Origin of the sequence: Biformimicrobium ophioploci, assembly GCF_030270605.1 — a bacterium.
In the GTDB taxonomy this organism is placed as follows: Bacteria; Pseudomonadota; Gammaproteobacteria; order Pseudomonadales; family Cellvibrionaceae; genus Biformimicrobium; species Biformimicrobium ophioploci.
On sequence record NZ_BSYJ01000004.1, the window covers coordinates 259352 to 285246 of the forward strand.

20 protein-coding genes are annotated in these 25895 nt (G+C 59.0%); 14 read left to right on the forward strand and 6 right to left on the reverse strand.

Annotated elements, in window-relative coordinates; genetic code table 11:
* Positions 1 to 9: 9 nt before the first annotated feature.
* Positions 10 to 1452, reverse strand: a complete 1443-nt coding sequence (locus QSJ80_RS11000) for a TolC family outer membrane protein (RefSeq protein ID WP_285764501.1) — start codon at positions 1450 to 1452, stop codon at positions 10 to 12.
* Between the two features lie 265 nt (positions 1453 to 1717).
* On the opposite strand from QSJ80_RS11000, the gene QSJ80_RS11005 reads away from it, so the two are divergent.
* The 11 genes from QSJ80_RS11005 to QSJ80_RS11055 all read left to right on the forward strand — a co-directional run bounded on the left by QSJ80_RS11005 (position 1718) and on the right by QSJ80_RS11055 (position 12347).
* Positions 1718 to 2377 (forward strand): paraquat-inducible protein A, encoded by a 660-nt coding sequence (locus QSJ80_RS11005; RefSeq protein WP_285764502.1) that lies wholly within the window; start codon positions 1718 to 1720, stop codon positions 2375 to 2377.
* A complete protein-coding gene (locus tag QSJ80_RS11010; RefSeq protein WP_285764503.1) occupies positions 2374 to 3015 on the forward strand; it encodes a paraquat-inducible protein A in 642 nt (213 codons plus the stop codon). The genes QSJ80_RS11005 and QSJ80_RS11010 overlap by 4 nt, the downstream gene beginning before the upstream one ends.
* Positions 3008 to 5290, forward strand: a complete 2283-nt coding sequence (locus QSJ80_RS11015; RefSeq protein ID WP_285764504.1) for a PqiB family protein — start codon at positions 3008 to 3010, stop codon at positions 5288 to 5290. Before QSJ80_RS11010 ends, QSJ80_RS11015 begins: the two co-directional genes overlap by 8 nt.
* Positions 5291 to 5327: 37 nt before the next feature.
* Positions 5328 to 5891 carry a DUF4136 domain-containing protein gene (locus QSJ80_RS11020; RefSeq protein ID WP_285764505.1) on the forward strand — a complete coding sequence of 188 codons (564 nt, stop codon included), beginning with the start codon at positions 5328 to 5330 and terminating at the stop codon, positions 5889 to 5891.
* An 86-nt stretch (positions 5892 to 5977) separates the two neighbouring features.
* Positions 5978 to 6616: an NUDIX domain-containing protein gene (locus QSJ80_RS11025; protein WP_285764506.1), complete on the forward strand. Its 639-nt coding sequence runs from the start codon at positions 5978 to 5980 to the stop codon at positions 6614 to 6616.
* Positions 6617 to 6682: 66 nt separating this feature from the next.
* Positions 6683 to 7198, forward strand: coding sequence for a DUF1249 domain-containing protein (locus QSJ80_RS11030; protein WP_285764507.1), 516 nt, complete (start codon positions 6683 to 6685; stop codon positions 7196 to 7198).
* 82 nt (positions 7199 to 7280) lie between these two features.
* Positions 7281 to 8051 carry a 3',5'-cyclic-AMP phosphodiesterase gene (gene cpdA, locus QSJ80_RS11035; protein WP_285764508.1) on the forward strand — a complete coding sequence of 257 codons (771 nt, stop codon included), beginning with the start codon at positions 7281 to 7283 and terminating at the stop codon, positions 8049 to 8051.
* Between the two features lie 151 nt (positions 8052 to 8202).
* Positions 8203 to 8877, forward strand: coding sequence for a hypothetical protein (locus tag QSJ80_RS11040; RefSeq protein WP_285764509.1), 675 nt, complete (start codon positions 8203 to 8205; stop codon positions 8875 to 8877).
* 35 nt (positions 8878 to 8912) lie between these two features.
* Positions 8913 to 9494, forward strand: a complete 582-nt coding sequence (locus tag QSJ80_RS11045) for a YqiA/YcfP family alpha/beta fold hydrolase (RefSeq protein ID WP_285764510.1) — start codon at positions 8913 to 8915, stop codon at positions 9492 to 9494.
* Between the two features lie 113 nt (positions 9495 to 9607).
* Positions 9608 to 11509, forward strand: coding sequence for a DNA topoisomerase IV subunit B (gene parE, locus QSJ80_RS11050; RefSeq protein WP_285764511.1), 1902 nt, complete (start codon positions 9608 to 9610; stop codon positions 11507 to 11509).
* A 109-nt stretch (positions 11510 to 11618) separates the two neighbouring features.
* A complete protein-coding gene (locus QSJ80_RS11055; protein WP_285764512.1) occupies positions 11619 to 12347 on the forward strand; it encodes a spermidine synthase family protein in 729 nt (242 codons plus the stop codon).
* Between the two features lie 54 nt (positions 12348 to 12401).
* Here QSJ80_RS11055 and QSJ80_RS11060 read toward each other — a convergent pair whose 3' ends face one another.
* The 5 genes from QSJ80_RS11060 to fdhF all read right to left on the reverse strand — a co-directional run bounded on the left by QSJ80_RS11060 (position 12402) and on the right by fdhF (position 19509).
* Positions 12402 to 14588 (reverse strand): FdhF/YdeP family oxidoreductase, encoded by a 2187-nt coding sequence (locus QSJ80_RS11060; RefSeq protein WP_285764513.1) that lies wholly within the window; start codon positions 14586 to 14588, stop codon positions 12402 to 12404.
* Positions 14589 to 14661: 73 nt separating this feature from the next.
* The gene (locus tag QSJ80_RS11065; protein WP_285764514.1) at positions 14662 to 15453 is read right to left on the reverse strand and encodes a formate/nitrite transporter family protein; all 792 of its coding nucleotides are present in this window, start codon (positions 15451 to 15453) and stop codon (positions 14662 to 14664) included.
* 14 nt (positions 15454 to 15467) lie between these two features.
* Positions 15468 to 16334 carry an iron-sulfur cluster-binding protein gene (locus tag QSJ80_RS11070; protein ID WP_285764515.1) on the reverse strand — a complete coding sequence of 289 codons (867 nt, stop codon included), beginning with the start codon at positions 16332 to 16334 and terminating at the stop codon, positions 15468 to 15470.
* 15 nt (positions 16335 to 16349) lie between these two features.
* The gene (locus QSJ80_RS11075; protein WP_285764516.1) at positions 16350 to 17390 is read right to left on the reverse strand and encodes a 4Fe-4S dicluster domain-containing protein; all 1041 of its coding nucleotides are present in this window, start codon (positions 17388 to 17390) and stop codon (positions 16350 to 16352) included.
* Positions 17362 to 19509, reverse strand: a complete 2148-nt coding sequence (gene fdhF / locus QSJ80_RS11080) for a formate dehydrogenase subunit alpha (protein WP_285764517.1) — start codon at positions 19507 to 19509, stop codon at positions 17362 to 17364. The genes QSJ80_RS11075 and fdhF overlap by 29 nt, the downstream gene beginning before the upstream one ends.
* 159 nt (positions 19510 to 19668) lie before the next feature.
* On the opposite strand from fdhF, the gene QSJ80_RS11085 reads away from it, so the two are divergent.
* The 3 genes from QSJ80_RS11085 (at position 19669) to QSJ80_RS11095 (ending at position 25798) form a co-directional block, all read left to right on the forward strand.
* Entirely contained in the window at positions 19669 to 19812 is a 144-nt protein-coding gene (locus QSJ80_RS11085; RefSeq protein WP_285764518.1) for a hypothetical protein, read from the forward strand.
* 42 nt (positions 19813 to 19854) lie between these two features.
* The gene (locus QSJ80_RS11090; RefSeq protein WP_285764519.1) at positions 19855 to 22473 is read left to right on the forward strand and encodes a TonB-dependent receptor; all 2619 of its coding nucleotides are present in this window, start codon (positions 19855 to 19857) and stop codon (positions 22471 to 22473) included.
* 322 nt (positions 22474 to 22795) lie between these two features.
* On the forward strand, positions 22796 to 25798 hold the full coding sequence (locus QSJ80_RS11095; RefSeq protein ID WP_285764520.1) for a TonB-dependent receptor: 3003 nt from the start codon (positions 22796 to 22798) through the stop codon (positions 25796 to 25798).
* Positions 25799 to 25895 lie beyond the last annotated feature (97 nt).

The following is a 25895-nucleotide window of genomic DNA, read 5'->3' on the forward strand; positions in this document are numbered from 1 at the left end:
GGATCCCTGTTATTTGCCCAGGTCGTAGCGCATGATGGACGCGGCCTGGTTCAGCTGCGCGTTGAGGTCGATCAGGTCCTGCGGTGACAGTACGCCGGCAACGCGCTTCAGTTCCAGGCTGTTAAGGATGTAGCTTTGGATTGCGGCCGCGTATTCATTGCGGGCCTGGAACAGCGAGCGTTGCGCCAGCAGTACATCCACCAGGTTGCGGGTGCCCACTTCATACCCGGCCTCTGTCGCATCGAGTGCACTCTTGCTGGAAATGATGGCCTGGTTGCGTGCGGCAACCCGCGCCTCATCAGTGGTTACCACCCGGTGCAGGCTACGGGTTTCCTGCACCACATTACGTTCGACGAAATTACGGCTTTCCTCAGCCTGCAGCATGAAGTTGCGGGCCTGGCGGCGGCGCGCGCTGGTGAGGCCACCGGTAAAGATCGGCACGTCCAGGCGCACCGAGTAAACGTCGGAAGCGTCACTGCGGTCAGTCGGGATGGTGATGCCGAAGCCGGTAGATTCGCCGCTAGAGCGGGAATCGCGATACGAATATCCGCCCCTCAGGGTGGGCAGGTGCTCTGCGGCGCGGGCGCGGGCATTCTCGCGCGCAGCTTCGGCGCCAATACGTGCTGCCTGCAAGTCAAAATTGTTGGCCAGGGCGAAATCCACCCACGCGGCACGGTCGCCCGGCTCAGGGGGCACTACCTGGAAAGATGGCAGCAGCGGCTTGACCTCATCGTGGTTGAGGCCGGTCAGCACTGTGAGCTTGTCGAAGGCGATGCTGAGTCGGTCCTCGGCATCCAGGCGGCGCGCCACGGAGGAATCGAACGCTGCCTGCGCCTCGTGTACGTCGGTGATGGCGGTCAGGCCCACCTCGAAACGCTGGCTGGTCTGTTCCAGCTGCTTGGCATTGGCTTCCTGTTCTGCGCGCGCCGTTTCCAGGTCGTCGAACGCCAGCAGGATATCGAAGTAGGTCGTTGCCACGCGGATGATGACATCCTGCTGCGCGGCGCTGAATTCAGCCGCAGCCTGCTCACTCAGTGCCTTGCCCTGCTTGTAATCGAACCAGGAGGAGGCGTCGAAAATGGTCTGGGTCAGGGAAACTCCCCATGAATCCAGGTTGGAGTCGCTTTTACCGGAAATCTTGACGGTTGCGAAGCCGCCATCGGGGTCATCGACGAGCTGGACGTTCTCGAATTCGCTGCTGGTCTCGCGGTAGTCATAGTCACCGCGTACCTGCGGCAACAGCGGGGCGCGGAATATCTTGCGATCCTCAAGTCCTGCCTGGTAGCGGGCCCGGTCCGCGGCGAGCTGTGCATCGTTGTCCAGAGCCAGCAGGTAAATCTGCCAGAGGTCTTCTGCCTGGGCCTGGACACTGCCAAGGCCCAGCACTGCGCTGGCGATTATGGATTTCACCAGGCGCCGGTATCCGCGAGGCTGTTTATTGTTACAGGTCATGCTTATCCCTATTTCCCCATTCCCGAGTGCGGTGCCCAATCAAGTTTGCGGGCCCGCGATCAAGCGGTCTTTGATCCAACTGCCGAGTTTAACGCCGCGCCGCATGGGCGTCGAGGCAACTGCCGCGGCAAAACTGTAAATCTTCGTTAAACTGAGCGATGACATCGGTAAGTGATACCTGGTGCCACTGTGCCGCTCTTGAGTTGGATGCATCTGGCGGCTATTCGGATGCGGGGGTGCGGATACAAATTTCCAAGAGATAACAATGTCAAACGGAGTGGACCCCCGATTGGGATATTCTGCGTCTGCCTGGCAGCGTGCCTGCCACGAGTGCGACCTCCTACTGATCGAGAATACCGCGCCAGTTGGGCATAGGATCCTTTGTCCGCGCTGCGGCGCCCTGCTACATCGCGCTTCAAAGCATAGCATTGGCTATACGGCGGCGATGAGCCTCGCGGGCCTTGTGCTTTTCATTCCCGCCAACCTGCTACCACTTTTGACGTTTTCACTCGCCGGGTACTCTGGTGAGAATGCCCTTTATACCGGTGTGCTGGCACTTTATCGCGAGGGCTTTATCTGGCTGGCGCTGCTGGTCTTCCTCTGCAGCATGCTGGCGCCGTTACTGAAATTGCTGGCGTTGCTTTTCATCTCTGCCGGTAGCAGCTGGCCACCCCTGCGCGATTATGTCGCGGCTGCACTGCGCAAGCTGGAGCATTTCCAGCAGTGGGCCATGCTGGACGTCTATATGCTGGGGGTGCTGGTGGCACTGGTGAAGCTCGGCGACCTCGGTGACCTTGGTATTGCCAATGGCATCTACTGCTATGCGGCGCTGATGCTGTGTTCGACCCTGGCCGCGGCGAACTTCGATGCCGAAGCAATCTGGTTGCGCCTGGACGCCATGTCGCCACAGGAGTTGCCGGCGTGACAGAGACCAGCAGACTGGAAGGGGCCGTGGGTATCGAGCTGGGCAGGCAAACCTGCCTGACCTGCTTTCAGCTGATAGACGGTCTGGAGCCAGGTTATTGCCCCCGTTGCGGGGAGCGCGTCGCAGCGCGAATTCCGGAAGCAATCAGCCGCACCTGGGCGTGGGTCATTACCGGCACGCTGTTGCTGTATCCTGCCAACAAACTCCCCGTCATGTCGGTAACCCGGCTCGGCCAGACTGAGACTGATTCGATCATGGGTGGTGTCTTCACCCTGTACCAGTCCGGGCAACTGGCCATTGCCATACTGGTTTTTGTAGCCAGTGTCGTGGTCCCCGGCATCAAGTTACTGGGGCTTACCTATCTTTGCCTGACAGTGCAGTACGGGCGCAATTTCAATCCGCTCAGGGTCACGCGTCTTTACCGGCTGGTACACCTGATCGGGCGCTGGTCCCTGCTGGACCTGTTCCTGATTTCAATCCTCGTGGCGCTGGTGAATCTCGGCAGCATCGCCCGCATAGAGGCGCAGTCGGGTGCCACGGCATTTGCCACGGTGGTGATTGTGACGATGTTCGCGTCCCACAGTTTTGACCCGCGCCTGATCTGGGATCGCCACAGGAAAGTGCAGGCCGATGGCTGAATCCCCGCCTGTCGCCCTGGTGAAGCCCAATCGCGGACTGCCGCTGGTGTGGGTGATGCCGTTGATCGCCATCTGCGTGGCAGCCTGGCTGGTGTACCAGGAGTTTACCCGCGGGGATATCCGCGTCGCGGTGCAGTTTCCTTCCGGCGAAGGGCTGGTAGTGGGCAAGACCCCGGTCAAGTACTCCGGTGTGGATATCGGCGTGGTGCAGGCCATCGACCTGATTCCGGGGAGCGAAGCGGTGATGGCGAAAATAGACTTCCTGCGCTCGGCCGAGCACCTGCTGGTGGACGGCACCAGCTTCTGGGTGGTCAAGCCAGAGATATCCGTAACCGGTGTGCGCGGGCTGGAAACACTGGTGTCCGGCAAATACATCACCATGGAAGCCGGCAGTGGTCCGCGTAAGCGCACGTTTGTGGCGTTGTCGGAGGCGCCGCTGCACACGGACGAACCGGGCCTGCGCCTGCGCCTGCAGGCGCAGAGCATTGGTTCCCTGACGCGGGGATCGCCGGTGCACTACCGCCGCATGGTGGTGGGCAAGGTGGAGGACTATAAGCTTGCCGGCGGCGACCTCGGTGTCGAGGTGCATGTGTTCATCGAGGAAAAATACCGCCATCTGGTGCGCCGCAGCGCGCGCTTCTGGAACAGTTCCGGGGTGGACTTCGAGGGCAGCCTGCAGGGGGTCAAGCTGCGCATGGACTCGCTGGCGTCGCTGCTCGTCGGTGGCATCAGTTTCAACGATGGACCCGAACCCAGTGAGGAGCGCGCCGGGGATGGCGACCTCTTTATCCTGCACCCGAGCTTCGCGGCAGCGGATGCTGGCGTAGAGATCACGGTCAAGCTGCCACCGCGGACCAAAATCGACCGGGGTGCCGGGGTGCACTTTCGCGGTATTCGGGTGGGCGAGGTCGTCTCGGTACAGGCCAGTCCGTCGCTGGATGGCATGTCGGTGACGGTAATGATGGACCCTGCGACCAAATCCCGGCTGACTGAAAACACCCGCTTCTGGGCGGCAACGCCAACCTTTGCGCTGGGCCGGGTCCGCGAGCTGCTGAACGGCGAGCAGCTCGAGGTGGAGCTGCAGACCGGTAACGAAGCGCGCCGCGAGTTCGAGGCAGCCGCCACACCGCCGGCCTATGACCCGAGCCTGCCGGGCCGGCACCTGGTACTCACTGCAGCAGATCCGGGCTCCCTGACACGGGATGCGCCGGTGTATTACCGTCGCCTGCAGGTGGGTAAGGTGCAGGGGTTTGCGCTGGCCCCGGGCGGGCAATCGGTAGAGATTTACCTGGTGCTGGAGCCGCGCTATGCGAGCCTGGTGCACGCTGACAGTGTGTTCTGGCACACCGGCGGTGTGCGCGCGTCCGCAAGCCTCGACGGCATTGATTTCGAGATGGATTCCCTTGCGAGCCTGTTGCGCGGCGGTATCGCGTTCGCCGATGGCCCGGACGGGGTCGGTGCAGCGGACGGCAGCCGCTACGTGCTTTACCCGAGTCGGGCAGAGGCGCTGCGTGAGGGCGTGCCCATTACCATCGCCGTAGCTTCGGCCGACAATATCCGTGTCGGTGCACCGATTCGTTATCGTGGCGTGTCGGTGGGGGAAGTGACGGGGCTGCATCTCGGCGGCAAGGGCGGCGATGGGGTGGAGCTGTCTGCGCGGTTGAATGAGAATGCGGCGCACTTTGCACGTACGGATACGCTGTTCTGGATAGTGCGGCCGGTCATCAGCCTGAGAAAAACCGAGAATCTGGACACTGTAATCAGGGGCCATTACCTGCGCCTGGAGCCGGGAGGTGGCGGGTATCGCACGCATTTTGTGGCACTGCCGGAGCCACCGCCGGAAGATGAGGGCCTGGGAGCGGGGCTGCACCTGGTGCTGGACGCGGCGAGACTGGGTTCGATCAAGGCGGGCGCGCCAGTCTATTACCGCGAAGTGAAGGTGGGCGAGGTCACCGGGCACGAGCTGGGTGAGCTGGCGGACAGGGTCTACATCTACCTCACGATCGCACCGCAATACGCAACCCTGGTGCGGGAGAACAGTCGTTTCTGGCATGCCAGCGGTGTGCGCTTCGATTTCAACCTGCGGCAGGGCGCGCAGGTGCACACCGAGTCGCTGGAAGCGCTGGTTGCCGGCGGTATTTCCTTCGCGACCCCGGATAATTCGGAAATGGGTCGCGAGGTGCTGTCGGGCAGCCACTATGCGCTCTACCCGAAACCGGAACCCGAATGGCTCCTGTGGAGTCCTAAAATAACATTGTGGACTAACGAAAAGTGACAGCCGCCAGCGGTGTCGCAGTTAACAAGGAAGGATGATGAACCTTTTGCAACGGATTGTTTTGATCGCATTGACCGTGGTACTGGTGGCCTGTAGCGGAACCCAGGTCCAGCCGATCAAGGGCGATGCGAGCATGCTGGCCAGCTACCCGGTCTACGCATGGCGCGATAAACCGCTGGCCCCCGGCGGCGCCAGTGCCAACCTGGTTGAAATGGACGCCCTGTTCCGTGCGGAGGTGAACAAGGAAATGGCCCAGCGTGGTTATCGCCAGGCCGGCCCGACCCAGCAGGCGGATATCCTGGTGGACTATGTGTTTACCGTGATTGAGGAGGATTTTCCGGAGCAGGCGCGGGATCCCAACTGGGACAGCCAGTTCGACAATAATGCCCAGCCGGTAGTGCCGCTGCCGGAGAACAACGTAGGCCGTTTGATCCTGTTCCTGGGCTTTGGCCATACCGCCGAGAAACCTATCTGGGCCACGGAGGCCACCCGGGTGATATCGCGCAGCCTCGAGCCGGAGGCACGCAACCGCCTGTTGCTGGAGACCGTGCGGGCCATGCTGGCCGACGTGCCCGGCGCCCGCACAGCCCCGCCAAACTGAGCGTACGCCCCCGGCGCTGATTTCGGCCGGGGGTTTTGCTAACCTGACCCCCTGTTTGGCTGTAAATTCATCCTGGACCATTTGCCATGACCGATACACCCGGGCGCGGGCCGCTGGTACCGTCATATACAGGCGACGATGCCGAGGTGCTGGAGAAGACCGTTGAGTTCCAGGGGTTTTTCCGGATAGAGCGCCTGCGCGTGCGACACAAACTGTTTGCCGGCGGCTGGAGCCAGCCGCTAGAGCGTGAACTGTTTGTGCGCGGGCCGGCTGTGGGCGTGCTGCTCTATGACCCGCAGGCCGACCTGGTGGGGGTGGTGGAGCAGTTCAGGATCGGTGCGCTGGAAGAAGCCGCGGGCCCCTGGTGCCTGGAAGTGGTGGCCGGGATGGTCGACGCGGGTGAATCGCTGCTGGATGTGGCGCAGCGGGAGCTGGCGGAGGAGACCGGACTCAGTGCAGAGCACTGGGAGTCCATCTGCAGTTACCTGCCAAGCCCTGGCGGCACCAATGAGAAAATGCACCTGTTCTGCGCCTGCACCTCACTGGAGGGGGCAGGCGGTCTGTTCGGCCTCGACACTGAGCACGAGGATATCCGCTTTGCAGTCCTGCCGGCGCAGGAGGTTTTGGACGGTCTTTATGGTGATGCGCTGAATAACGCAGCCAGTATCATCTGCCTGCAGTGGCTGGCCCTGAACAGGGGACGGTTGCGGTCGGCTGGTCAGTAATAGTCACGCGCAAGCGCGGCGTTTTGAGAGGTAATTCACGGCGTGAAAAGTAGCAGTGGGCAAATAATGGCAAAACCGGCGAACAAGGGCGATGCGCTGACGCGCAAGGTGCCGGTCGACCTGACCGGGCATCACGCCGACTGCGATGCCAATTACCTGCGCCTGCTGAAGCTGTTGCCGGACCACGCCGAGCGCAGCCACTGGCGCTATGCAATCGGCAGCGGCAACAGCCAGACCAGTATCGCGTTTGAACTGAGCGCACGTGACCGCTATACGACGACGGTGGAGATGCACCTCGAAGGCAGCGGCGACTGGAACCGGCTGCCGCCGCTCACGCTGCGCCTGTACCACGATGCGCGCATGGCGGAGGTGGTTGCGATCAATCGGCGCCACGGTATCGCCGGGCAGATGCCGCTCGGGCAACAGTACCCGAATGCGCGGATGCAATACGCTGACGAGAAGGCGCAGGTAAACCGCCTGCTGGCAGAGGCCCTGGCGGCTTGCCTGAGCAGCGGTCGCGCTGGCGATGCAGTGATTGGCGTGAACAGGGAAGGGCTGGTCGTCGTGCGCGACGGCAAGTAGTTCTCGCCGGCAAGCTGATAAAAATAAGCAGGTTCCGCCGAGGCAGGGGCCGCAAGGAATTTTGGGACGGGAGCGAGCAGTTTTGCCCAGCCACCGATTGATACAGATTACGGACCCGCACCTGGGTAGTCGCGAGGACTACCAGTTGCTGGGGCTCAATACCCTCGACAGCCTGAACCAGGTTGTCGCCTCCATTTCTGCCTCCGATCTGGTCGTGGCCACCGGTGATATTTCCGCCAATGCCGATGAAGGCGCTTACCAGCAGTTTACCTCAGCCATGCAGGCCAGGGCTGAAGGCTGGTGCTGGCTGCCCGGCAATCACGATGATCCTGCAGCGATGGAGCGTGCGGCGCCGGGCCGGCATATCGGCAAGCGGGATCTCGGTGCGTGGCGCCTGCTGATGCTGGATACCAGTATCGAGGGCAAGGTTTACGGCGGGCTCAGCGAAGCCCAGCTACAACAGTTGCTACAGGACCTGGATGAGGCCGGCGAGCGCCCGGTGCTGATTCTGATGCACCACCAGCCTGTGACAGTAGGCAGCGACTGGATTGACGCACACATGTTGCGCGACGCCGATCGGTTCCTCGATGTCGTAGGCAGGTTTCGCAATGTGCGTGCCATTGCCTGGGGGCATGTGCACCAGGCATATGAAGGCCATTTTCGCCACATCCACCTGTACGCGACGCCGTCCACCTGTGTGCAGTTCAAGCCTGGCAGTGCGCCCTTCGCGGTCGGGGAAGAGCTGCCGGGCTACCGCTGGTTCGAACTGGCGGAGGATGGCACTTTTGCTACCGGGGTGGAGCGCGTGCATGTCGCCGACTACACCGTGGACCTGACTTCCGGGGGTTATTGATTCCCCCTTCCTTTCTCCTTTTGCAGCGTCGCGGTTGCACATCCTTTACGCCATCTCCCTTGTTGCCTGCAGTGCATCCGCATAAGATGGCTTTTTGCGCCGTCTGGCGCGACCGTCATCTACGCTTGGAAAATGACTTCAGGGAGTGGGAATGAAAACCTTTGGCATCAGAACCCGTTCGATCAAGACCGCCTTGGTCGCCTGCCTGGCCGGCCTGCTGGCCTCCTGCGCACAGGCCCCTCAGGCCCCGTCGGAAGCGCACCTCAATAGCGTGCGTGCGTCGGGACTCGATCACGTCGCAACCGTATTCGCCTTTGACCTGGCCGGTGCCAGCGTCTTTGTCGCTGAGCCCGAGCTCGAGTACCGCAGGCGCTCTTCTTCCGATTTCCCGCGTCACAGCCCGGAGGACTTCGAACTGGATGACAGGAATCGGGCGCGCCTGCGCGACGTCATGGAAACGGCCTTCGCCGAATCTTTCCTGGCACCGCGCCGCAGCACCGTCGCGGCATCTGTCGATGAGGCGGACTACCGGATGCAGTTCGGCTTTGAGGATTTCGGTATTGCCGCACCGCTGGATCTCGAGCCCATGACCCGTTATTACGCCCAGTACAGCGCCAGCGGCAAGCTGTATGGCCGGCTCTACGACCGGGAAGGCAACCTGGTCATGGAATTCAATGATCGCCGCGATATCGGTGACAACTGGGGCCGTGGAATGAATGGCGGCAACCTGGACCGCTTCACCCGAATCACCTTCTGGTCCGATATGCGCAATGACATGCGCAAGGCGTTCAAGAGCCTGGACCGCGCCCTGCAGGCCGGCGGCTGAGCGCCGCGCGCAAGCCCGGGAATTCAGGGGTACCCATGCAGAACCTGGTTTACTGCCATGGCTTCCTGAGTTCGCCGGCATCCTTCAAGTGCCAGCTGCTGAAGCGTTACTGCGCCGATACGCTGCCGGCACTGCATTACCTGACCCCGGATATTTCCCCGCATCCGCAGATTGCCGCAGATACCCTGTCTGCACTGGTAGAGCCCCTGCTGGACAGGGGTGAGGCTGTTGGCCTGGTGGGGAGCTCCATGGGGGGCTTCTGGTGTACCTGGCTGGCTGAACGCTATGGCCTGCGCGCAGTGCTGATCAATCCCGCGGTACACCCCGCGCGGCGCATGGCCGCCTACCTTGGGCAACCCCTCAAAGGCTATCACGACGAGCGTGAATACCGGCTTGGTGAGGCCGACCGCGACACGATGGCCGCGCTGGAGCCGAAATTGCCGCTGCGCGGCACCTACTGGCTGCTGGCCCAGACGGGTGACGAGGTGCTCGATTACCGCGAAGCGGAAGCCTTCTATGCAGGCCAGCGAGCTGACATAGAGCCCGGTGGGGACCATGGTTTCCAGGGGTTTGAGCGGTTTTGCGGCGAAATAACCCGCTTTCTGTTTGCCGAATGAGCAGCCAGGCCGCCGGGCGCGGCGTGTTTTGATCCCTGACCGGCTTCGCGCCATAATCGCCGCAGATCATAAGAATGAAGCCGCAGCGGCGGCGGAAGAAGTACGGATTACCCATGGCAAACTATTCCGCGGAAGATATTGAAGTCCTCACGGGGCTTGACCCGGTGCGCAAGCGCCCCGGGATGTACACGGAGACCACGCGCCCCAACCACCTGGCGCAGGAAGTCATCGACAACAGCGTGGACGAGGCCCTTGCCGGCCACGCCAGCCAGATCGAAGTGGTGCTGCACAAGGACCATTCCCTTTCGGTCAGCGATGACGGCCGCGGCATGCCGGTGGATATCCACCCGGAACAGGGCCGCCCCGGTGTGGAGGTGATCCTCACCACGCTGCACGCAGGCGGCAAGTTCTCCAACAAGAACTACCAGTTTTCCGGCGGCCTGCACGGTGTGGGTGTATCGGTGGTGAATGCCCTGTCGAAGGTGGTGGAAGTGACCATCCAGCGCGGTGGTGAAGTGCACCGCATGGGCTTCAAGGATGGAAACAAGGCCTCCGACCTGGAAGTGGTTGGTACCTGTGCCAAGCGCACCACCGGTACCAGCGTGCGCTTCCTGCCAGACCCGAAGTATTTCGATTCCCACAAGTTTTCCGTACCGCGCCTGCGTCACGTACTGCGTGCCAAGGCCGTGCTCTGCCCGGGCCTGCGCGTTACCTTTATCAACGAGCAGGGCGGCGACAAGAATGATACCCGCGAAGTCGACGAGTGGTTCTACGAGGACGGCCTCAAGGACTACCTCGCTTCTGCCAACCAGGGCTGGGAAGTGCTGCCGGCGCAGCCGTTTGTCGGCACTTTTTCCGCGGAAACCGAAGCGGCCGACTGGGCCGTGCAATGGCTGCCGGAAGGCGGCGAAGCCACAACGGAATCCTATGTTAACCTGATTCCCACGGCGCAGGGCGGTACCCATGTTAACGGCCTGCGCTCCGGCCTGCTGGAGGCCATGCGCGAGTACTGTGAAATCCGCAACCTGTTACCGCGCGGGGTCAAATTGAGCCCGGAGGATATCTGGGCCCAGTGCTCCTACGTCCTGTCTTCCAAGCTGGCCGACCCGCAGTTTTCCGGCCAGACCAAGGAAAGGCTGTCCTCGCGCGAGGCTGCTGCGTTCGTTTCAGGCGTGGCCAAGGACGCGTTTGCGCTGTGGCTCAACCAGCACACCGAGGAAGGTGACAAGCTGGCGGAGTACTGCATCAGTAATGCGCAGAAACGCGTGCGTTCCGCCAAGAAAGTGGCGCGCAAGAAAGTTACCCAGGGGCCGGCACTACCGGGCAAACTGGCGGACTGTGCCAGCGGTGATACCAGCCGCTCCGAGTTGTTCCTGGTGGAGGGTGACTCGGCCGGTGGTTCCGCAAAACAGGCACGCGATCGCGAATTCCAGGCCATCATGCCGCTACGCGGCAAGATCCTGAATACCTGGGAAGTAGACAGCTCAGAGATCCTCGCCAGCCAGGAAGTACACGATATTGCCGTGGCGCTGGGGGTGGACCCGGGCAGCGATAACCTGGACGGCCTGCGCTATAACAAGATCTGTATCCTCGCCGATGCGGACTCGGACGGCCTGCACATTGCCACGCTGCTGTGCGCGCTGTTCCTGCGCCACTTCCGCCCACTGGTGGCGCAAGGGCATGTATACGTTGCCATGCCGCCGCTGTTCCGGATCGATATCGGCAAGGAAGTCTTCTACGCGCTGGATGAGCCGGAAAAGCAGGGCATCCTCGACCGTATCCAGGCTGAGAAAAAGAAAGGCAAGATACAGGTCACCCGCTTCAAGGGCCTTGGCGAGATGAACCCGCTACAGTTGCGCGAAACCACCATGGACCCGGACACCCGTCGCCTGGTACAGCTTTATGTCGACGCCGGTGACGATAGCCACCAGTTGCTCGATATGTTGCTGGCGAAAAAGCGCGCCAGCGATCGCAAGAGCTGGCTGGAAGACAAAGGCAACCTGGCGGATGTCTGATTGTTGCGCCTGGCTTTCATTCGATAGATAAACCAAATTGAAACCCCGCAAGCAAGTGCTTATGGGGTTTTTTCTTTGTTCGCCTTACTACCGTAACGGGAATTAAATTATGTCCCTGTTGTTTGAAGAAATTGATAGCCAGGAAACGCCACTTGGTGTTGTTTCCCTGCGGAGGCGCCGAATGCCGGCACTCGGCGACAGGGATATCTATGAGGTGAAACTGGGCGAGGAATTCCTCATGTCCAGTTTGTTTGTCGATGCGGAAGAGGCTTTGTCTACTCTCGGACTGGCTGCGGTGCAGGGTGACAGGCTCAGCGTTGTCGTGGGTGGGTTGGGCCTGGGTTACACTGCCGTTGCTGCGCTCAAAGATCAACGAATCAAGGAGTTACTGGTCGTCGATGCGCTGGATGCCGTGATCGGGTGGCATAAAAAAGAATTGGTGCCGCTGGGCAAGGTGCTCAACGCCGATGCGCGTAACCGCTATGTGCATGGAAGTTTCTTTGACCTGGCAACGGCGCCTGCTGTCGGATTTGATCCGCAATGCCCGGGCAAAAAGTTTGACGCGATCTTGCTGGATATTGACCATTCTCCATCTGAGTATCTTGATGCAGCCAATGCGAGCTTCTATTCAACTGAGCACCTGTCGCTGATGGCAGAGCAAATCAGACCGGGCGGTGTGTTCGCCATGTGGTCACAAAACCTGCCGGACCCGGAATTCGAAAAATTGCTGGGTTCTGTCTTTGAGCGCATCGAGTCGCACGTGATCTCTTTTTACAATCCGTTCCAGAATTGTGAATCGACCAACTCCGTATATGTGTGTGTAAAAGGGGAAGCCTGACTGCATGCGGTCGGCTAGCCACAATCGCTGACATACTTTCCTGAACAGTCGTGCTCAGGAGTGAATCTCTATAGTGACGGCTACTGACTTGTACCCCGGGGTTTTGCTGCGCGGGTCCACCTGAGTGCCGACCAGTGGGTTGGTTTCCGGATAATAGCCGGCGAGACAGCCGCGCGGCAGGTCGAAGCCGAAAACTTCAAAATCCTTTACAGAGCCCTGCTGCGAGCGCACGTCGACTTTCCGGCCGTCTGATAGGTTACGTTCGTGCATGTCTTCGCGGTTCATCAAAATCACCTGCCGGTGTTGCATGCCGCGGTAGCTGTCTTCCTGCTCGTAAATAATCGTATTGAACTGCCCTTCGCTGCGCAGGGTCATCAAGGTGAATTCCCCTGTCTCTGAATGCGACGGTACAGCCGGTACCTGGAACCGCGCGAGCCCGGTTGGCGTGGCGAACTCGGCTTTATGTAGCGCCCGCCCCGGGATGTGGAATTCCTGTTTGCTGTCATCGATTGACTTCAGTGCGCCAAGGCCTTCAATCGTATCGGCGATGGCAGCACGCAGTTCGCGATGCTGCCTAAATGGTGTGAAGCTGAAACTGCCTTGCAGAGGCAGCTGCTCGCCGAGTGTCGCCAGGATATCCACCTCCGAACGCACATTCGTGAGCCGGTCGATACCACCATCACTCAGGCGTACATAGCTGAACATGGACTCCTGTGTAGTTGGCTGCGTTTCCTCGTCGCGCGCCCGCACAGGCAGGATCAGTTGTTCTGAGTGGTCAGCCCCGTGCAGGTGACCGCGGTTCAGGGTCGTTGTCAGGTAGAGCTTGAAGCCGACCATGTCCAGAGCCGTTTTTGCCCAGTCTGTTGCCGGGGCAGCTTCCAGCAGGTTGCCGCCCATTACCAGCGCCATGTCGATATCGCCTGCATGGGCGGCATTGAGGCAGGCCATGGTGTCCATTCCCGTGTCTTCGGGCAGGCTCAGGCCGAGCTGTTTTTCAAAGCGCTCGATCACGTCGCGGGCCAGCACCGGCTTGACGCCGATGGTGCCCATACCCTGGACGTTGCTGTGGCCGCGCAGCGGCAGCAGCCCGGCGCCGGGTTTGCCCACCATGCCGCGCATCAGGCTCAGGTTGGCCAGCGCTTCGAGCGTATCCACACCGTGGCGGTGATGGGTGAGCCCCATGCCCCAGGCGAAAATTGTGTGCGTGGATTGGGCGTAGATTTCTGCAGCTGCCTCTATGCTCTCACGGGACAGGCCGGTAGCCTGCCCGATTGTGTCCCAGCCCGTTTGCTCAATAAATTCCAGGTAGGCGTCGGCGCCTTCTGTGTGATTCTGCATAAACCGCCGGTCTTCTGCACCAGCCGCGACGATAGCCTTGGCGAGGCCGATAAACAGCCACAGGTCGCTGCCGGCTTTGGGCTGCAGGTAGTCGCTGGCAATCTCGTCACCCCCGGCAATCAGGGAGCGCAGGCTCTTGGGACTGGCAAAACGCACCAGACCCGGTTCACGCACGGGATTGATGACCAGAACCTGTCCGCCGCGCTCGCGCACACCGCGCAATTTATGGATCAGGCGCGGGTGATTGGAGGCCGGGTTGGCGCCGACCAGGATGACAAGGTCGCACTGGTCCAGGTCCGCCAGCTGTACGGTGGCGGTGCCGGTGCCAATGGCATTGTGTAGCGCGACCCCGGTGGCCTGGTGGCAAAAGTAGGAACAGTTGTTGACGTTGTTGGTGCCTTTGGCCCTGGCCAGTAGCTGCAATACGAAGCCCGCCTCATTGGAGGAGCGGCCGGAAGCGTAAGCAAAAAAGCGTTTCGGGGCGCAGGCGATAAACCGCTCCGCCGCCAGTGCGAGCGCGGCATCCCAGTCCATTGGCTGCAGCCGATCATCACCAGCGGCTTTGTACAGCGGCGTGTCGAGTCGACCCAGGTGTTCTACGTTGTGGCCATCGAGCTCCTGAAGCTCAGACAGCGGGTGTTCGAAGATCTCATGGGGAATCGGCGCCTGAGTGTCGGTGGACTGGGCCTGCACACTCTTGTTGCATACGGACGGATACTCGCCCAGCTCGTTGGTCATGCCGCCTTTCTGGCCGCCCATGCCGAGCCCGCAGGCCTTGCAGGCATTGTGCGCCGTCAGTGCCTTCGCCGACGCCTTTACGCCTATCCTGCGCGCGGTCTTGAGGGTATACATGACCTTCTCGAGGCCGCCACCCTTGAGTGCCTTTGGTGTTTTCGAAGCCATACCGGCATACCCTGTTATTTCTTTTTATTTTGGAGCGCCAATGCAATTGGGGTTTACGCGTGGCGGGAGGGCCCTAGTCATGGTGCCTCGGCAGAAGGTAACAGACCCAGTAGACCAGTGCCACGAAAACACTGCCACCGACAATATTGCCCAGGGTGACCGGGATCAGGTTGGTGAGGAATTGGTTGATGGTGATGTCGCTGCCCGTAAACATGGCCACCGGAATCAGGTACATGTTGGCAACGGAGTGTTCAAACCCGAGTGCCACGAAGGCCGAGATCGGCAGGATAATGGCTGTGATCTTGCCCTCGACTGTATGCGCGGCAATGGTCAGCCAGACGGCGAGGCAGACCAGCACATTACACAGCAGCCCGCGAAAAAATGCCTGTTGCCAGTCCAGTGCCACCTTACCCTCGGCAATGCCGTGGATGGTACTGAGCAGCTCGCCGGCTCCGAGCCCGGTAGCGCCGGAAAGGCTGTAAAACCAGGCGGTGGCCACGGATCCGATGAAGTTGCCCGTAAACACCAGTATCCAGTTGCGCAGCAAGCGCGGGGTGCTGACATCCCGCTCTGCCCAGGCCACTACAATCAGGTTGTTGCCGGTAAAAAGCTCCGCGCCGGCGACGATGACCAGTACCAGACCGGTGCTGAATACGATGGCGCCGAGCAGGCGCGTGGGGCCAAAGCCCAGTTCACTACCAGTAATCACAAGGGTATAGAACATACCCCCGAATGCGATGAAGGCACCGGCAAGAAAGGCCAGTGTCATGGTCTGCAAGGCTGGCAGCCTGGACTTGGCTATGCCGACGTTTTCCACCAGTTGTGCAATCTGGTCCGGCTTGTAGGCGTCGAAGGGTGAAGACATGGTGTTCCTCCCGCTCAGCAGTGAAAATCTGCGAGCGCACCGGCGCCGGAACTTCTTGCGAGTAGCGGAGCCAGTTTGTCCCAGCGATAGGTGGGTCCATCCTTGCACACATACTGGTGCTCGAGATAACAGTGACCACAGGTGCCGGTTGCGCAGTGCATGCGCCGCTCTATGGACATCCAGATCGCGCTTGCGGGAAGGCCGCGTTGCACGAAAAACTCTGCAACCGTGTGCATCATGATTTCCGGGCCGCACAGGAATACGCGCTCTGGTTCGCCCACCTGATTGAGGACCTCTGGTAGCAGGTCGAGGGGGGTGCCCCGGTACTGGCAGCCGTTGCCCTGCTGCACGATATCGAAAAGAGGCAGCTGGCTCTGCCAGCGCTTGCGCTCGGGATTCAGTACCTGTGCCGCGGCAGTGCGTGCGCCATAGACGAGTGCAACAGGTGGTGTGCCGCTGTTGATCAGGTGCTCAACCAGGCTGACCAGTGGCGCCAGCCCGCAACCGCCACCGACAATCAGGGCCTTTTCGGTCAGGACTTTTTCGGTATCGCCGTCAGTGACAGGCCAGCCGTGCCCAAACGGGCCGCGCGCACCAAGTGTATAGCCCGGTTTTCTTTCGAACAGCGCGCCGGTCACCTGACCCATGCGCCGGACCAGGGCACTGAACTCGCCTTGCGCATTGGGCAGGGTGGTAAATGTAAACGGCGCCTCACCGGCGCCGGGCACCGATAACATGAAAAACTGCCCGGGCCTGGTGCTTTGCCACTTCTTGAGATTGCTATCGCTTTGGCCGCAGAAGCGGAAGCGAAAGTGCCTTGCGGCTTCACCATCCTCGACACCGGAGAGGATCTCGATCGGTTCGGGTACCAGGCTCTGCATATGTGGCAGCCTCGCTTATTCCGTAATTTTTTTCATCATGCTATGTACGCCGATCACACCGGGGCAGGTCACTTCACAGCGTCCGCAACCGACACACCCGTAGCGATCGGCAGGCCCCGGGTTGTCAGAAGCCTGGAAAAATTCCCGGCTGAATTTGTGGTACCAGAAACGGCGTACCCGGTCGCCTGCCGCACCGGCAGGGTTGTTCTGGCTGGCCTCACGCTGGAAACCGTCATACAGGCACGAATCCCAGAAACGCTCGCGTATCATGGTATCGCCTGTTGTGTGGTCTGAAGTGCCGTAGCAGGAACAGGTGGGGCACAGGGTGGTACAGCCAGAGCAGGACAGGCACTGGATGCCCGCCGCATCCCACGTCTCCTGCGCAACGCTGTTACTGTTGATTGCTTCAATGCCGGCATGAATATGGCTGTCGTCAGGAAAGGCTTCGATGCATGCCTCGATCTGATTGTGCCGTTGTGTCTGTGCGGCATCGCCGGCTTTCTCCAGTACAAGCCCCTCCAGTGCCCGGGCACCGGTATCGGTGAGTACCCGCAGCAGCCATTGGTCTTCCTGCAACTGGTGTAACACCAGGTCTGCACTGCCTTCACGCGCGCCGGGCCCAGCGTCCACGCTCGGGCAGAAGCCTTTCGCACAGGGAGACAGGCACTCATATCCCACCAGCAATGCCTGCTGCCGCCTTGCCTGGTAATGCGGGTCATCCCGGAAGAAGTGGTCCTGGTAGGCAATTGCGGTCAGGTCGCAACTACTTACGCCCACCAGGGCAAAGGGTTCTGGCGCGGGCAGGCTTTCCCTGAACTGGTTGCCGTCGAATTGAAAGATATTTTCCCGCGGCGCAAAGAAAAACTGCTTTGCAGATTCCATGGCATCCGGTGAGCGCAGTGCACTGAAAATTTCTGGTGCGCTCAGCTGCCAGCCGCGCTCGCCACTGTCGTTTTCTTTCAGTTGCCACAGGTCGCGACTCTGGCCAATATGCTTTGCCAGTGTGATGGGGCTGTCGATCAGGTAATCAGTCACCGGCCACCTCGCGGGCTTCATCAGCGAGGATTTCGTCCATGGTGCGCGGCTGTGCATCTGCGGGGAGGGGCTCCACGCGCACGGCACAGGCCTTCAGTTCCGGCATCTTGGTGACCGGGTCCATGGCATTGTTGGTGAGCCGGTTGGAAGGCGCTTCCCGAAAGTGATAGGGCATGGTCACCAGTCCTGCCGGCACCTCGTCGCTGATGATGGCGCGGGTCTCGATAAAACCACGGCGCGAACTGACCTTCACCGGGCTGTGCTGGCTTAACGACAGGTTGTGGGCATCGAAGGAATTGATGAAGAGGATGCCGTCCGGTGTTTCCCTTTCCAGTAGTGGTGACTTGCGACTCATTGAGCCGCAACCGTAATGAAAGTGCAGTCGGTTGGTGGTAAGCACCAGTGGGAACTCGTCATCTGCGGGCTCGTCGATTTCGACGTGGTGAACCGGGATCAGGCGCGCGCGCCCAATCGGGAACCGGTCGCTGTGCAGAATCGCAGTGCCCTGGGGCGCTTCCTTGTTACATGGCCACTGCAAGCCATGCTCACGATCGAGCCCAGCGTAAGTCATGCCGCTGTATATCGGCGTCAGCGCGGCAAGCTCATCGAAAATTTCCTCGGCGCTTTCCCAGTCCAGTGCGTCGCTGCCAAGCTCGCGCGCAATGTCGCCCAGCCATTGCCAGTCGGCGCGGGCCTCACCCGGTGGGGGCAGCGCCTTGCGCACCCGCTGTACCCGCCTTTCACAGTTGGTGAAGGTGCCGTCTTTTTCCGCGAAGGATGCCGCCGGCAAAACAAAGTCGGCCTGCTTTGCGGTCTCTGTCATGGTTAGCTCTGCCACCACCAGCAGGTCCAGCTTGTCCAGTGCGCGTCGCTCACGGGTCTGGTCCGGATCTGTCACCACCGGGTCCTCTCCAAACAGGATCAGGCCGCGAAATTTGTCCTCGAGCGTGGCCAGTGTCATCCCCAGGGACGTGAGGCCCGCGTGCTCCGCAACCGACACCTGCCAGGCGCGGGCAAACTTGTTGCGGATTTCCTCTTCCGCCACCGCCTGGTAACCGGGGTAGACATTCGGCAGGCAGCCCATATCGCAGGCACCCTGGACATTGTTCTGTCCGCGTAGCGGATTGACCCCGGTTCCGGGCCTGCCGATCTGACCGCAGGCCAAGGCCAGGTTGGAAAGTGCAATCACATTATTGGTGCCACTGACATACTGGGTCACACCCATGCCATAGAGGATCATGGCTTTTTTTGCCTGGCTGTATTCCCGGGCGGCGCTACGGACGAGTTCGGGGGCGACGCCGGTGACCTCCGCGCCGGCATCGGCGTCTGTTCTGGCTACTGATTTACGCAGTGCATCGAGCCCCTCGCAGCGGGCGTCCAGGAATTGATCGGCCTGCCAGTTGTTGGCGAAGATCTCCGCCAGCAGGGCGTTAACCAACGCGATATTGCTGCCGGGCCTGAGTTGCAGGTGCAGGTCGGCGATGCGTGCCAGTCGCGTCTTGCGCGGGTCCACCACAATCAGGCGGGTGCCCTGTTCACGGGCACGCAGAATGTGGCCGCCGAGGATACTGTGGTTTTCCGTCGGGTCTGCGCCGAAAACGACAATCAGATCGGTCTGCTCGATATCCGACGCGCTGTTGGTCATGGCGCCGGAGCCGAGCGTTTGCTTGAGGCCGGCTACCGTCGGGCTGTGGCAAATGCGGGCGCAGTGATCCACGTTGTTGGTCCTGAGCACTGCGCGGGCGAATTTCTGTGCCGCATAATTGTCCTCATTGGTGGCGCGCGCGCTGCTGATCACGCCCAGTGCCTGTGGGCCATCTTCCTCGAGAATTGTGCGGATACTCTCGCCAATGCTTTTCAGGGCCTCGGCCCAGCTAATGGGCTGAAAGCCACCTGGCGTGCGTCGCAGTGGCGTTTTGATCCGGTCGGCAGCATCAATAGCGAACGGTGTGCTCCAGCCCTTGGCACACAGCTGGCCGCGACTGATCGGGTGGTTGAGCTGAGGTGCAATACCGGAGAGCCGGGTGCCGGCCCCTGACTGCTGTACCTGCAGCGTCATGCCGCAGCCCACGCCGCAGAAAGGGCAGATGGTGGTGATCGCCTGGCTTGTACTGACGTCCATGTCGTGAAGAGCCTGCATTTATTGTCAGACCCTTAAATTAGCACCCGCTTTCCCATACAACGCACCTGAGTTGCCACCTTGGCGTACTCTTCCACGACAACCCGGCACGTTGCGCAGCTGGATCGATCGTACAGCCGGTACGTCTGTGTCTGTGTTTCGCAAACGGATGGCACCGGTATGACAGACGATCAGGCTGAAGTGCAAAATGCGTGCAAAACCGTGGTTGAACTCCTGCATTTTTCCGCTGCAACTTCAGCCTTTGCGCCGGCAGCTCTGCAAATGCGATCACAAATCGGCGATTCTTCGCGCGTTGTTTCATAAAAACTAGAAATTTTTTATCGCACTAGCGGAAGGATTAAGTCGATGAGTCAATTCAAGCGGAATGTTATCGCCGCACAGGTTGCCCTGGTTCTGGGTGCCGGCCTGTCGGGCGTTGCCTATGCGCAGGAAGAAGCGCAGAAGAAAGAAAAAAAGAAGGATGCCGAAATTATTGAGCAGGTGGAAGTCACCGGTATCCGCGGTTCTGTTCAGCGCAGCCTGAATATCAAGCGCATGTCCGACGTGATGGTGGATGCCATTTCTGCCGAGGACGTGGGCAAGTTCCCGGACCAGACGGTTGCAGATGCCCTGCAGCGCGTTGCCGGTGTTTCCGTGGAGAAATCTGAAGGCGAGGCCGACAAGGTCAGCATCCGCGGCACGGCACCTTACCTGAACATGACCCTGTTCAACGGTCAGCACGTGGCGACAGCGCAGGCATCAGCCAGCGTCGGCAACCCGCCAAGCCGCAGCTTCAACTACTCGCTGCTGCCGGTGGAGATCATCGATACCCTGGAGGTGCACAAGTCTGCACAGGCCAAGGTTGAAGAAGGTTCCATCGGTGGCACCGTGATCGTCAAGACCCGTACCCCGCTGGACACGGATGCCAACTACTCGGCTTTCTCCGTAAAAGACTTTTACCAGGAGTCCAGCGGCGAGCACAGCCCGGCGCTATCCGGTTTCTATTCCTGGAAAAACGAAGCCTCCGACTTCGGCTTTAACGTGGGCTATATCGACAAGCAGTACCACAACCAGCGCGACACACAGGGTGTGGGCTATCGCGGTTACACACCAGCTACGCTCGGCCAGAAAGAAGTATTTGTTCCGGACAATGTCCGCGCTACCCGAGCAACCTCTGATCGTGACCTGAGCACCGCAATGGCTACCTTCGAGTGGCAGCCGCTGGCCAACCTGAATATTGTACAGACCAACCTGTTCTCCAAGGTCGACCAGTCCAACCAGTACTTTACCAATGGTGCCTGGAACTCCGGCGCGCTGGGCGGCCTGACGGATATTGAGCTGGTGGGCAACACGGTTGTATCCGCGAGTGCTGCTGACGATGCCGGTAGTGGTACCTGGAGGGAAGAAGTCCTGTACAGCACCAACAACCAGGATGGTGGCTACGAGACTGCAGCCCACAACCTGAAAGTGGAGTACCAGGGCGAAGGCTATACCCTGACTGCACAGCTGGGCCGTACTACTGCGGAAGGTGATGTGGTCGATGACCAGATCGAGTTCCAGGCCAGTGCCGATACCTCCTTTGATGTGACCGGTACGCCGTCTTACAGCATTGAAAGCGACCTGACCCCGGCCGACTACTCCCGTATCTATACCCACCGCAATACCTTTGCGAACGAAGAGGAAGAGACCTACTTCCAGGCCGACCTGAATCTCGAGCTGGATAACGACTGGTTTACCTCCGTCGACGTTGGCATGAAGTACCGGGATCACGTCAAGTCTTCTGACCTGTGGAAGGAAGTCTGGATCGGCAGCGCGACCCTGGACCAGTTCGCCAACGGTGCGCAGTTCGCCGACTTCATGGCGGAAGAGCCGCGCCAGCAGGGCCTGTACCAGTTTGATCACGCGGCGTGGAAGCAGTGGACTGTGGATAACCCGGCGCTGCGCTTTAACTACCGCCCGGATTACAGCTTCGAGATGGAAGAGCAGGTTACTTCTGCCTATGTCCAGGGTAACTTCGAGGTGGAAAAACTCCGCGGTAATGTCGGTCTGCGTTATGCCCAGACTGACGGCACCAGCAAGGGTTACCAGATCGTCAAGGTGGTTTCCTGGAACCCGGATACCTGGAGCCTGCAGCCTGGTGAAATCGAGAATGACTACACCAGCATCCTGCCAAGCCTGAACCTGAACTACGACCTGCGCGATGACACCATCCTGCGCTTTGCTGCTTCGAAGGTTCTTTCCCGTCCGGACTACGACAACCTGGCCATGCGTCGTGCCTACGCCAAGAGCGTCTGGGTGCCGCCGTATGATGGTTTCGGATCCGGTGGTAACCCGGAGCTCGAGCCTTACCGTGCGACCCAGTACGACCTGTCAGCGGAATACTACTTCACCGACTCCTCCATCGTGTCCGTGGCTTACTTCTACAAGGATATCGACTCCTACATCGACACCACCAACGTTGGTGAAGACCTGCCGGACGAGAACGGCGTATTCGGTAACTACCGCATCACCATTCCTGTCAATGGCATTGGTGGCGTGAACCAGGGTGTGGAGCTGGCTGTCCAGCACGATTTCGGTAATGGCTTTGGTGTGCAGGCCAACTACACCTACTCCGATGCGGATATGCTGGAAACCGATGAAGAAAAAGCGCTGGGCATTGAGAAGAAACTGCCTTCCAATTCCCGCGATACCTTCAACGTGGCCGGTTACTATGAGGACCACGGTATCTCTGCACGTCTTGCATACAACTACCGTTCCCACTACTACACCGGAACCAACCGCAATGGCCTGGACCGGTACCAGGATGGCTATGGCCAGATTGATGCGAACCTCTCTTACCAGGTTACCGACAACGTCTCTGTGGTATTGCAGATGTTGAACCTGACTGATGAAGAGCAGGGAAGCTACTGGGGTTCCGATAGCCGCACCGGTGACATCAACCAGTATGGCCGTCGTTACTACATGGGCGTCTCGGCCAAATTCTGATCAATTTGATCGGAATTACCAAAAAACCACCCCTCGGGGTGGTTTTTTTTTGATCGTTTCTCCGGGCCTGTTGATTTAGGTCATCTGTGCAAGCCTTTGAATTCCCGTCCACTTTTTCGTCTGTGATAATTTGCACAAAAAAGACGATAAATATTATTCCGCGCGGCACCAATCCCATTGGTGATTGTCATGCGGCTATAGGAGAATCGAATCACCTACCTGTATCTGGGTTCCACGGTCTTAGGTTTTTGCCAACCGCCTAAGCAGGAGGTGGCAACGTTGTTCCATGGATAACTAAAAAGTAAATCGGGAGCTGATTACTATGTTTAACAAGAAAAAGCTGAGCGAGTCAGTGCGGGGGCACCGACGCGTATCATCCCTGGGGATTTCAGCCAGCGTGCTCGCGGGTGCGCTGCTGTCTGCCTCGGCGATGGCTCAACAGGCCGGTAGTATCGAAGGCCGTGTAACTATGGATGACCCGGCGGAAGCGTCCGGCGTAACTGTTACTGCTAAAAGTAAGGTTATGCCGCGTGCCCGTACCGTCAAGACTGACGCAGATGGCGAGTTCAAGCTGCCGCTGCTGATTCCGGGCACCTATACCCTGACGTTCACAGCCGAAGACGGTACCGAGCGTACTGTCAACGCCGAGGTTCTGCTGGACCAATCCACGATGGTTGTGCTGGATCTGGATGCGGAACTTTCTGCCAATGAGCTCGAAGAAGTGATGGTTTATGGCGAGGTTGTAAGCGCAGCTGGCGAGGCTTCCCTCTCAAATGCCATGGGCGCAGATGTAGTTAAGGGGGTGCCGATCGGGTTGGAGTACCGCGACTTGATGAAGCTGCTGCCGGGCGTTCAGTTTACACAGGACTCTGTTCGTGGTCCGAGCGCCGGGGGTAGTGGCCAGGACAACACTTATGCGTTTGATGGCGTAGACATTACTTTACCGATGTTTGGCACGCTGTCTGCTGAGCCATCAAATCATGATTTGGAGCAAGTAGCTGTTGAACGCGGTGGAGCTGTGGCTAAAGGCTTCAATCGCTCAGGTGGTTTTGCAGTAGATACCAAATCAAAATCTGGCACTAATGAATTTCAATCAGGTGCCACCTACTATTTCCAGCCAAAATCTCTTGTTGGTGACACGAAAGCTGGAACAGAATACGAACTAGACAAGAATTGGGCCCATGTTTATTCCAGCGGCCCAATTATTCCGGAGCGCCTGTTTTACTATGGTTCCTATTATGGGCCGCGCACACACCGTGACAATAAGGAAACTGCTTACGGCCCGGCTAAGGACTATTCTGTCGAGCGTGACGAGTACTTTGGTAAGCTGACTTACGCCCCTACCGATGATATTTTGGTCAATATGAGTTATCGCACTTCCGAAAATATAGGGGAAGGTGCTTCTATCTCATACAATGAGGCCGACTCAGTTTCCATTGGTAGTGAAACGATCCAGGAAATTTTCACTTTGGACGGCTCCTGGGTGATCAATGACAGCACCACATTTACGGCTGAATACAATACCTACGCCCATGAAACGGCCAGCCTACCCGATGTCCTGCTGGGAGTTCAGCCAAGCCTCGCAAATGGTCTGGATGTGAATAATTTGGATCAAATGGGCTACCTGAGCGTACCTAACTTGATTGATGGAGAGGATGCGTACAACGCGTTTGTTGCACCGATTATTCTACAGCACGGGTATCAGGGAGATGATGGATTAATCTATGGTGGTGGCGGCGTTGGTGCATATAGTCTGATCAACGACCAGAACTTTTATCGTGAAAGCTTTGAAATGTCTCTGGATCACGCTCTGGAATGGGGTGACACCAGTCACGAGCTACACGCAGGCTTCCGCTGGTCAGAAGGCCGTGAAGAGTTGGCGCGCAAGTCCAACGGTTGGGGGTCAGTGCAGGTGATCGGTGGTCTCGACCTGGCAGAGTTTAATGGCCAGGATGTCTTCTACCGTGCCTACGTTCAGCAAATGAGTCTGGTGCAGGCTGACGGCACCACTGTTGCTCCGATCGATTCCTACAGCGAGTCTTATAATCTTGAAATTAATGACAAGATTGAGTACGGCGACTTCACCTTTAACGTCGGTTTCCTGATCAGTCAGGACATCCTGTACGGACAGGGTCTGCGTGAAGTAGGTGGAAACTACTCTGGCTTCGAAAATGCGCCAGGCCACAAGTACGAGATGTATAAAGTTGATTGGAAAGACATGATTCAGCCGCGACTGGGTGTAACCTGGGCCTACAATGGCGAAGATACTGTTTTTGCTAACTTCGCTAGTTATAACCCGGAAGCTTCTTCCCTCGCCCGTGCTGCGTCTTGGGACCGTAATACCCGCGCGACCCTGGAAGTCTGGTTCGACGAAAACGGTAACGTAATCCAGTCCGAGCCGAAGGAAGGTTCCTCTGGTAAGGTGTTCCAGGATGACCTGGATCCACGTCGAACTGACGAACTGACTGTTGGCACGACTAAGGGCTTTGATAACGGCTGGAGTATCCGCTCCCATGTGCGATATCGCGAAGGCAGCAACTTTTGGGAAGATACCTGGAACTACTCGCGTCTTTACGGCTGCTATGGTGTAGACGCCAATAACGACGGTGAGGGCGACCAGTGCGTACCGGCTGATATCGCAGCCAAAGGTGCTTACGTGGATGACCTCGAAGATATCCGCGCGGAAATCGGCGGCTCTTCCTACGTCATTGCACAGTTGGACGATGCTTACACCAAGTACTGGGAGTTCAGCCTGGAAGCTAAGTGGGAGGGTGAACGGAGTTACCTGAGTGCGTCATATGTCCGTAGCCGTTATACGGGTAACTTCGACCAGGACAACACTTCTGGCTATAACGATGCCAACCTGTTCATCGGTTCTTCCAATCTGGCGGACGGAAAAGGACGCCAGCTCTGGGATAACAAGGATGGCGTATTGCGTGGTGATCGCCCCCATATCTTTAAGACCTACGGTTATTACACTACGGACTGGAATGCGAACGTAGGTGCTTTCTTCGTGTACCAGTCAGGCCAACCTTGGGAAGCGTGGGACGGCTCCATTTATGGATATTCCAGTGATACTATTCGCTATGCGGAAGCCGCTGGTAGCCGTCGCAGCCCGAGTCACTGGCAGCTGGATCTGAACTATACTCAGGATTTTAAGGTGTTATCCGATTATACGTTGCAGTTCCGCGCAGATCTGTTCAACGTGTTTGATCGTCAAACGGGTTACAACTACGATCCGTATGTTGACAGTCCGCTTTTCGGTACGCCGCGTTCTCGCTATAACTCGCGCCGTGTCCAGCTGTCATTCGGTCTGCACTTCTAAGCTCTATAAAGCTTAAAAAACCCCGGCTTTGCCGGGGTTTTTTTATGTCTGAAGATAAAAGGGGTCAGAGCGCAAGCTCTGACCCCAATAAGTTAGG

Bases quoted from the DNA above. Each gene is read 5' to 3' on its own strand.
- fdhF (WP_285764517.1), bottom strand. From the start codon at position 19,509: ATGCAGGCTCTTCACGACATGGACGTCAGTACAAGCCAGGCGATCACC.
- QSJ80_RS11000 (WP_285764501.1), bottom strand. From the start codon at position 1,452: ATGACCTGTAACAATAAACAGCCTCGCGGATACCGGCGCCTGGTGAAA.
- QSJ80_RS11055 (WP_285764512.1), top strand. From the start codon at position 11,619: ATGTCCCTGTTGTTTGAAGAAATTGATAGCCAGGAAACGCCACTTGGT.
- QSJ80_RS11060 (WP_285764513.1), bottom strand. From the start codon at position 14,588: ATGGCTTCGAAAACACCAAAGGCACTCAAGGGTGGCGGCCTCGAGAAG.
- QSJ80_RS11070 (WP_285764515.1), bottom strand. From the start codon at position 16,334: ATGCAGAGCCTGGTACCCGAACCGATCGAGATCCTCTCCGGTGTCGAG.
- QSJ80_RS11065 (WP_285764514.1), bottom strand. From the start codon at position 15,453: ATGTCTTCACCCTTCGACGCCTACAAGCCGGACCAGATTGCACAACTG.
- parE (WP_285764511.1), top strand. From the start codon at position 9,608: ATGGCAAACTATTCCGCGGAAGATATTGAAGTCCTCACGGGGCTTGAC.
- QSJ80_RS11005 (WP_285764502.1), top strand. From the start codon at position 1,718: ATGTCAAACGGAGTGGACCCCCGATTGGGATATTCTGCGTCTGCCTGG.
- QSJ80_RS11045 (WP_285764510.1), top strand. From the start codon at position 8,913: ATGCAGAACCTGGTTTACTGCCATGGCTTCCTGAGTTCGCCGGCATCC.
- QSJ80_RS11030 (WP_285764507.1), top strand. From the start codon at position 6,683: ATGGCAAAACCGGCGAACAAGGGCGATGCGCTGACGCGCAAGGTGCCG.
- QSJ80_RS11025 (WP_285764506.1), top strand. From the start codon at position 5,978: ATGACCGATACACCCGGGCGCGGGCCGCTGGTACCGTCATATACAGGC.
- QSJ80_RS11020 (WP_285764505.1), top strand. From the start codon at position 5,328: ATGAACCTTTTGCAACGGATTGTTTTGATCGCATTGACCGTGGTACTG.
- QSJ80_RS11095 (WP_285764520.1), top strand. From the start codon at position 22,796: ATGTTTAACAAGAAAAAGCTGAGCGAGTCAGTGCGGGGGCACCGACGC.
- QSJ80_RS11040 (WP_285764509.1), top strand. From the start codon at position 8,203: ATGAAAACCTTTGGCATCAGAACCCGTTCGATCAAGACCGCCTTGGTC.
- QSJ80_RS11085 (WP_285764518.1), top strand. From the start codon at position 19,669: ATGACAGACGATCAGGCTGAAGTGCAAAATGCGTGCAAAACCGTGGTT.
- QSJ80_RS11090 (WP_285764519.1), top strand. From the start codon at position 19,855: ATGAGTCAATTCAAGCGGAATGTTATCGCCGCACAGGTTGCCCTGGTT.
- QSJ80_RS11075 (WP_285764516.1), bottom strand. From the start codon at position 17,390: ATGAAGCCCGCGAGGTGGCCGGTGACTGATTACCTGATCGACAGCCCC.
- QSJ80_RS11015 (WP_285764504.1), top strand. From the start codon at position 3,008: ATGGCTGAATCCCCGCCTGTCGCCCTGGTGAAGCCCAATCGCGGACTG.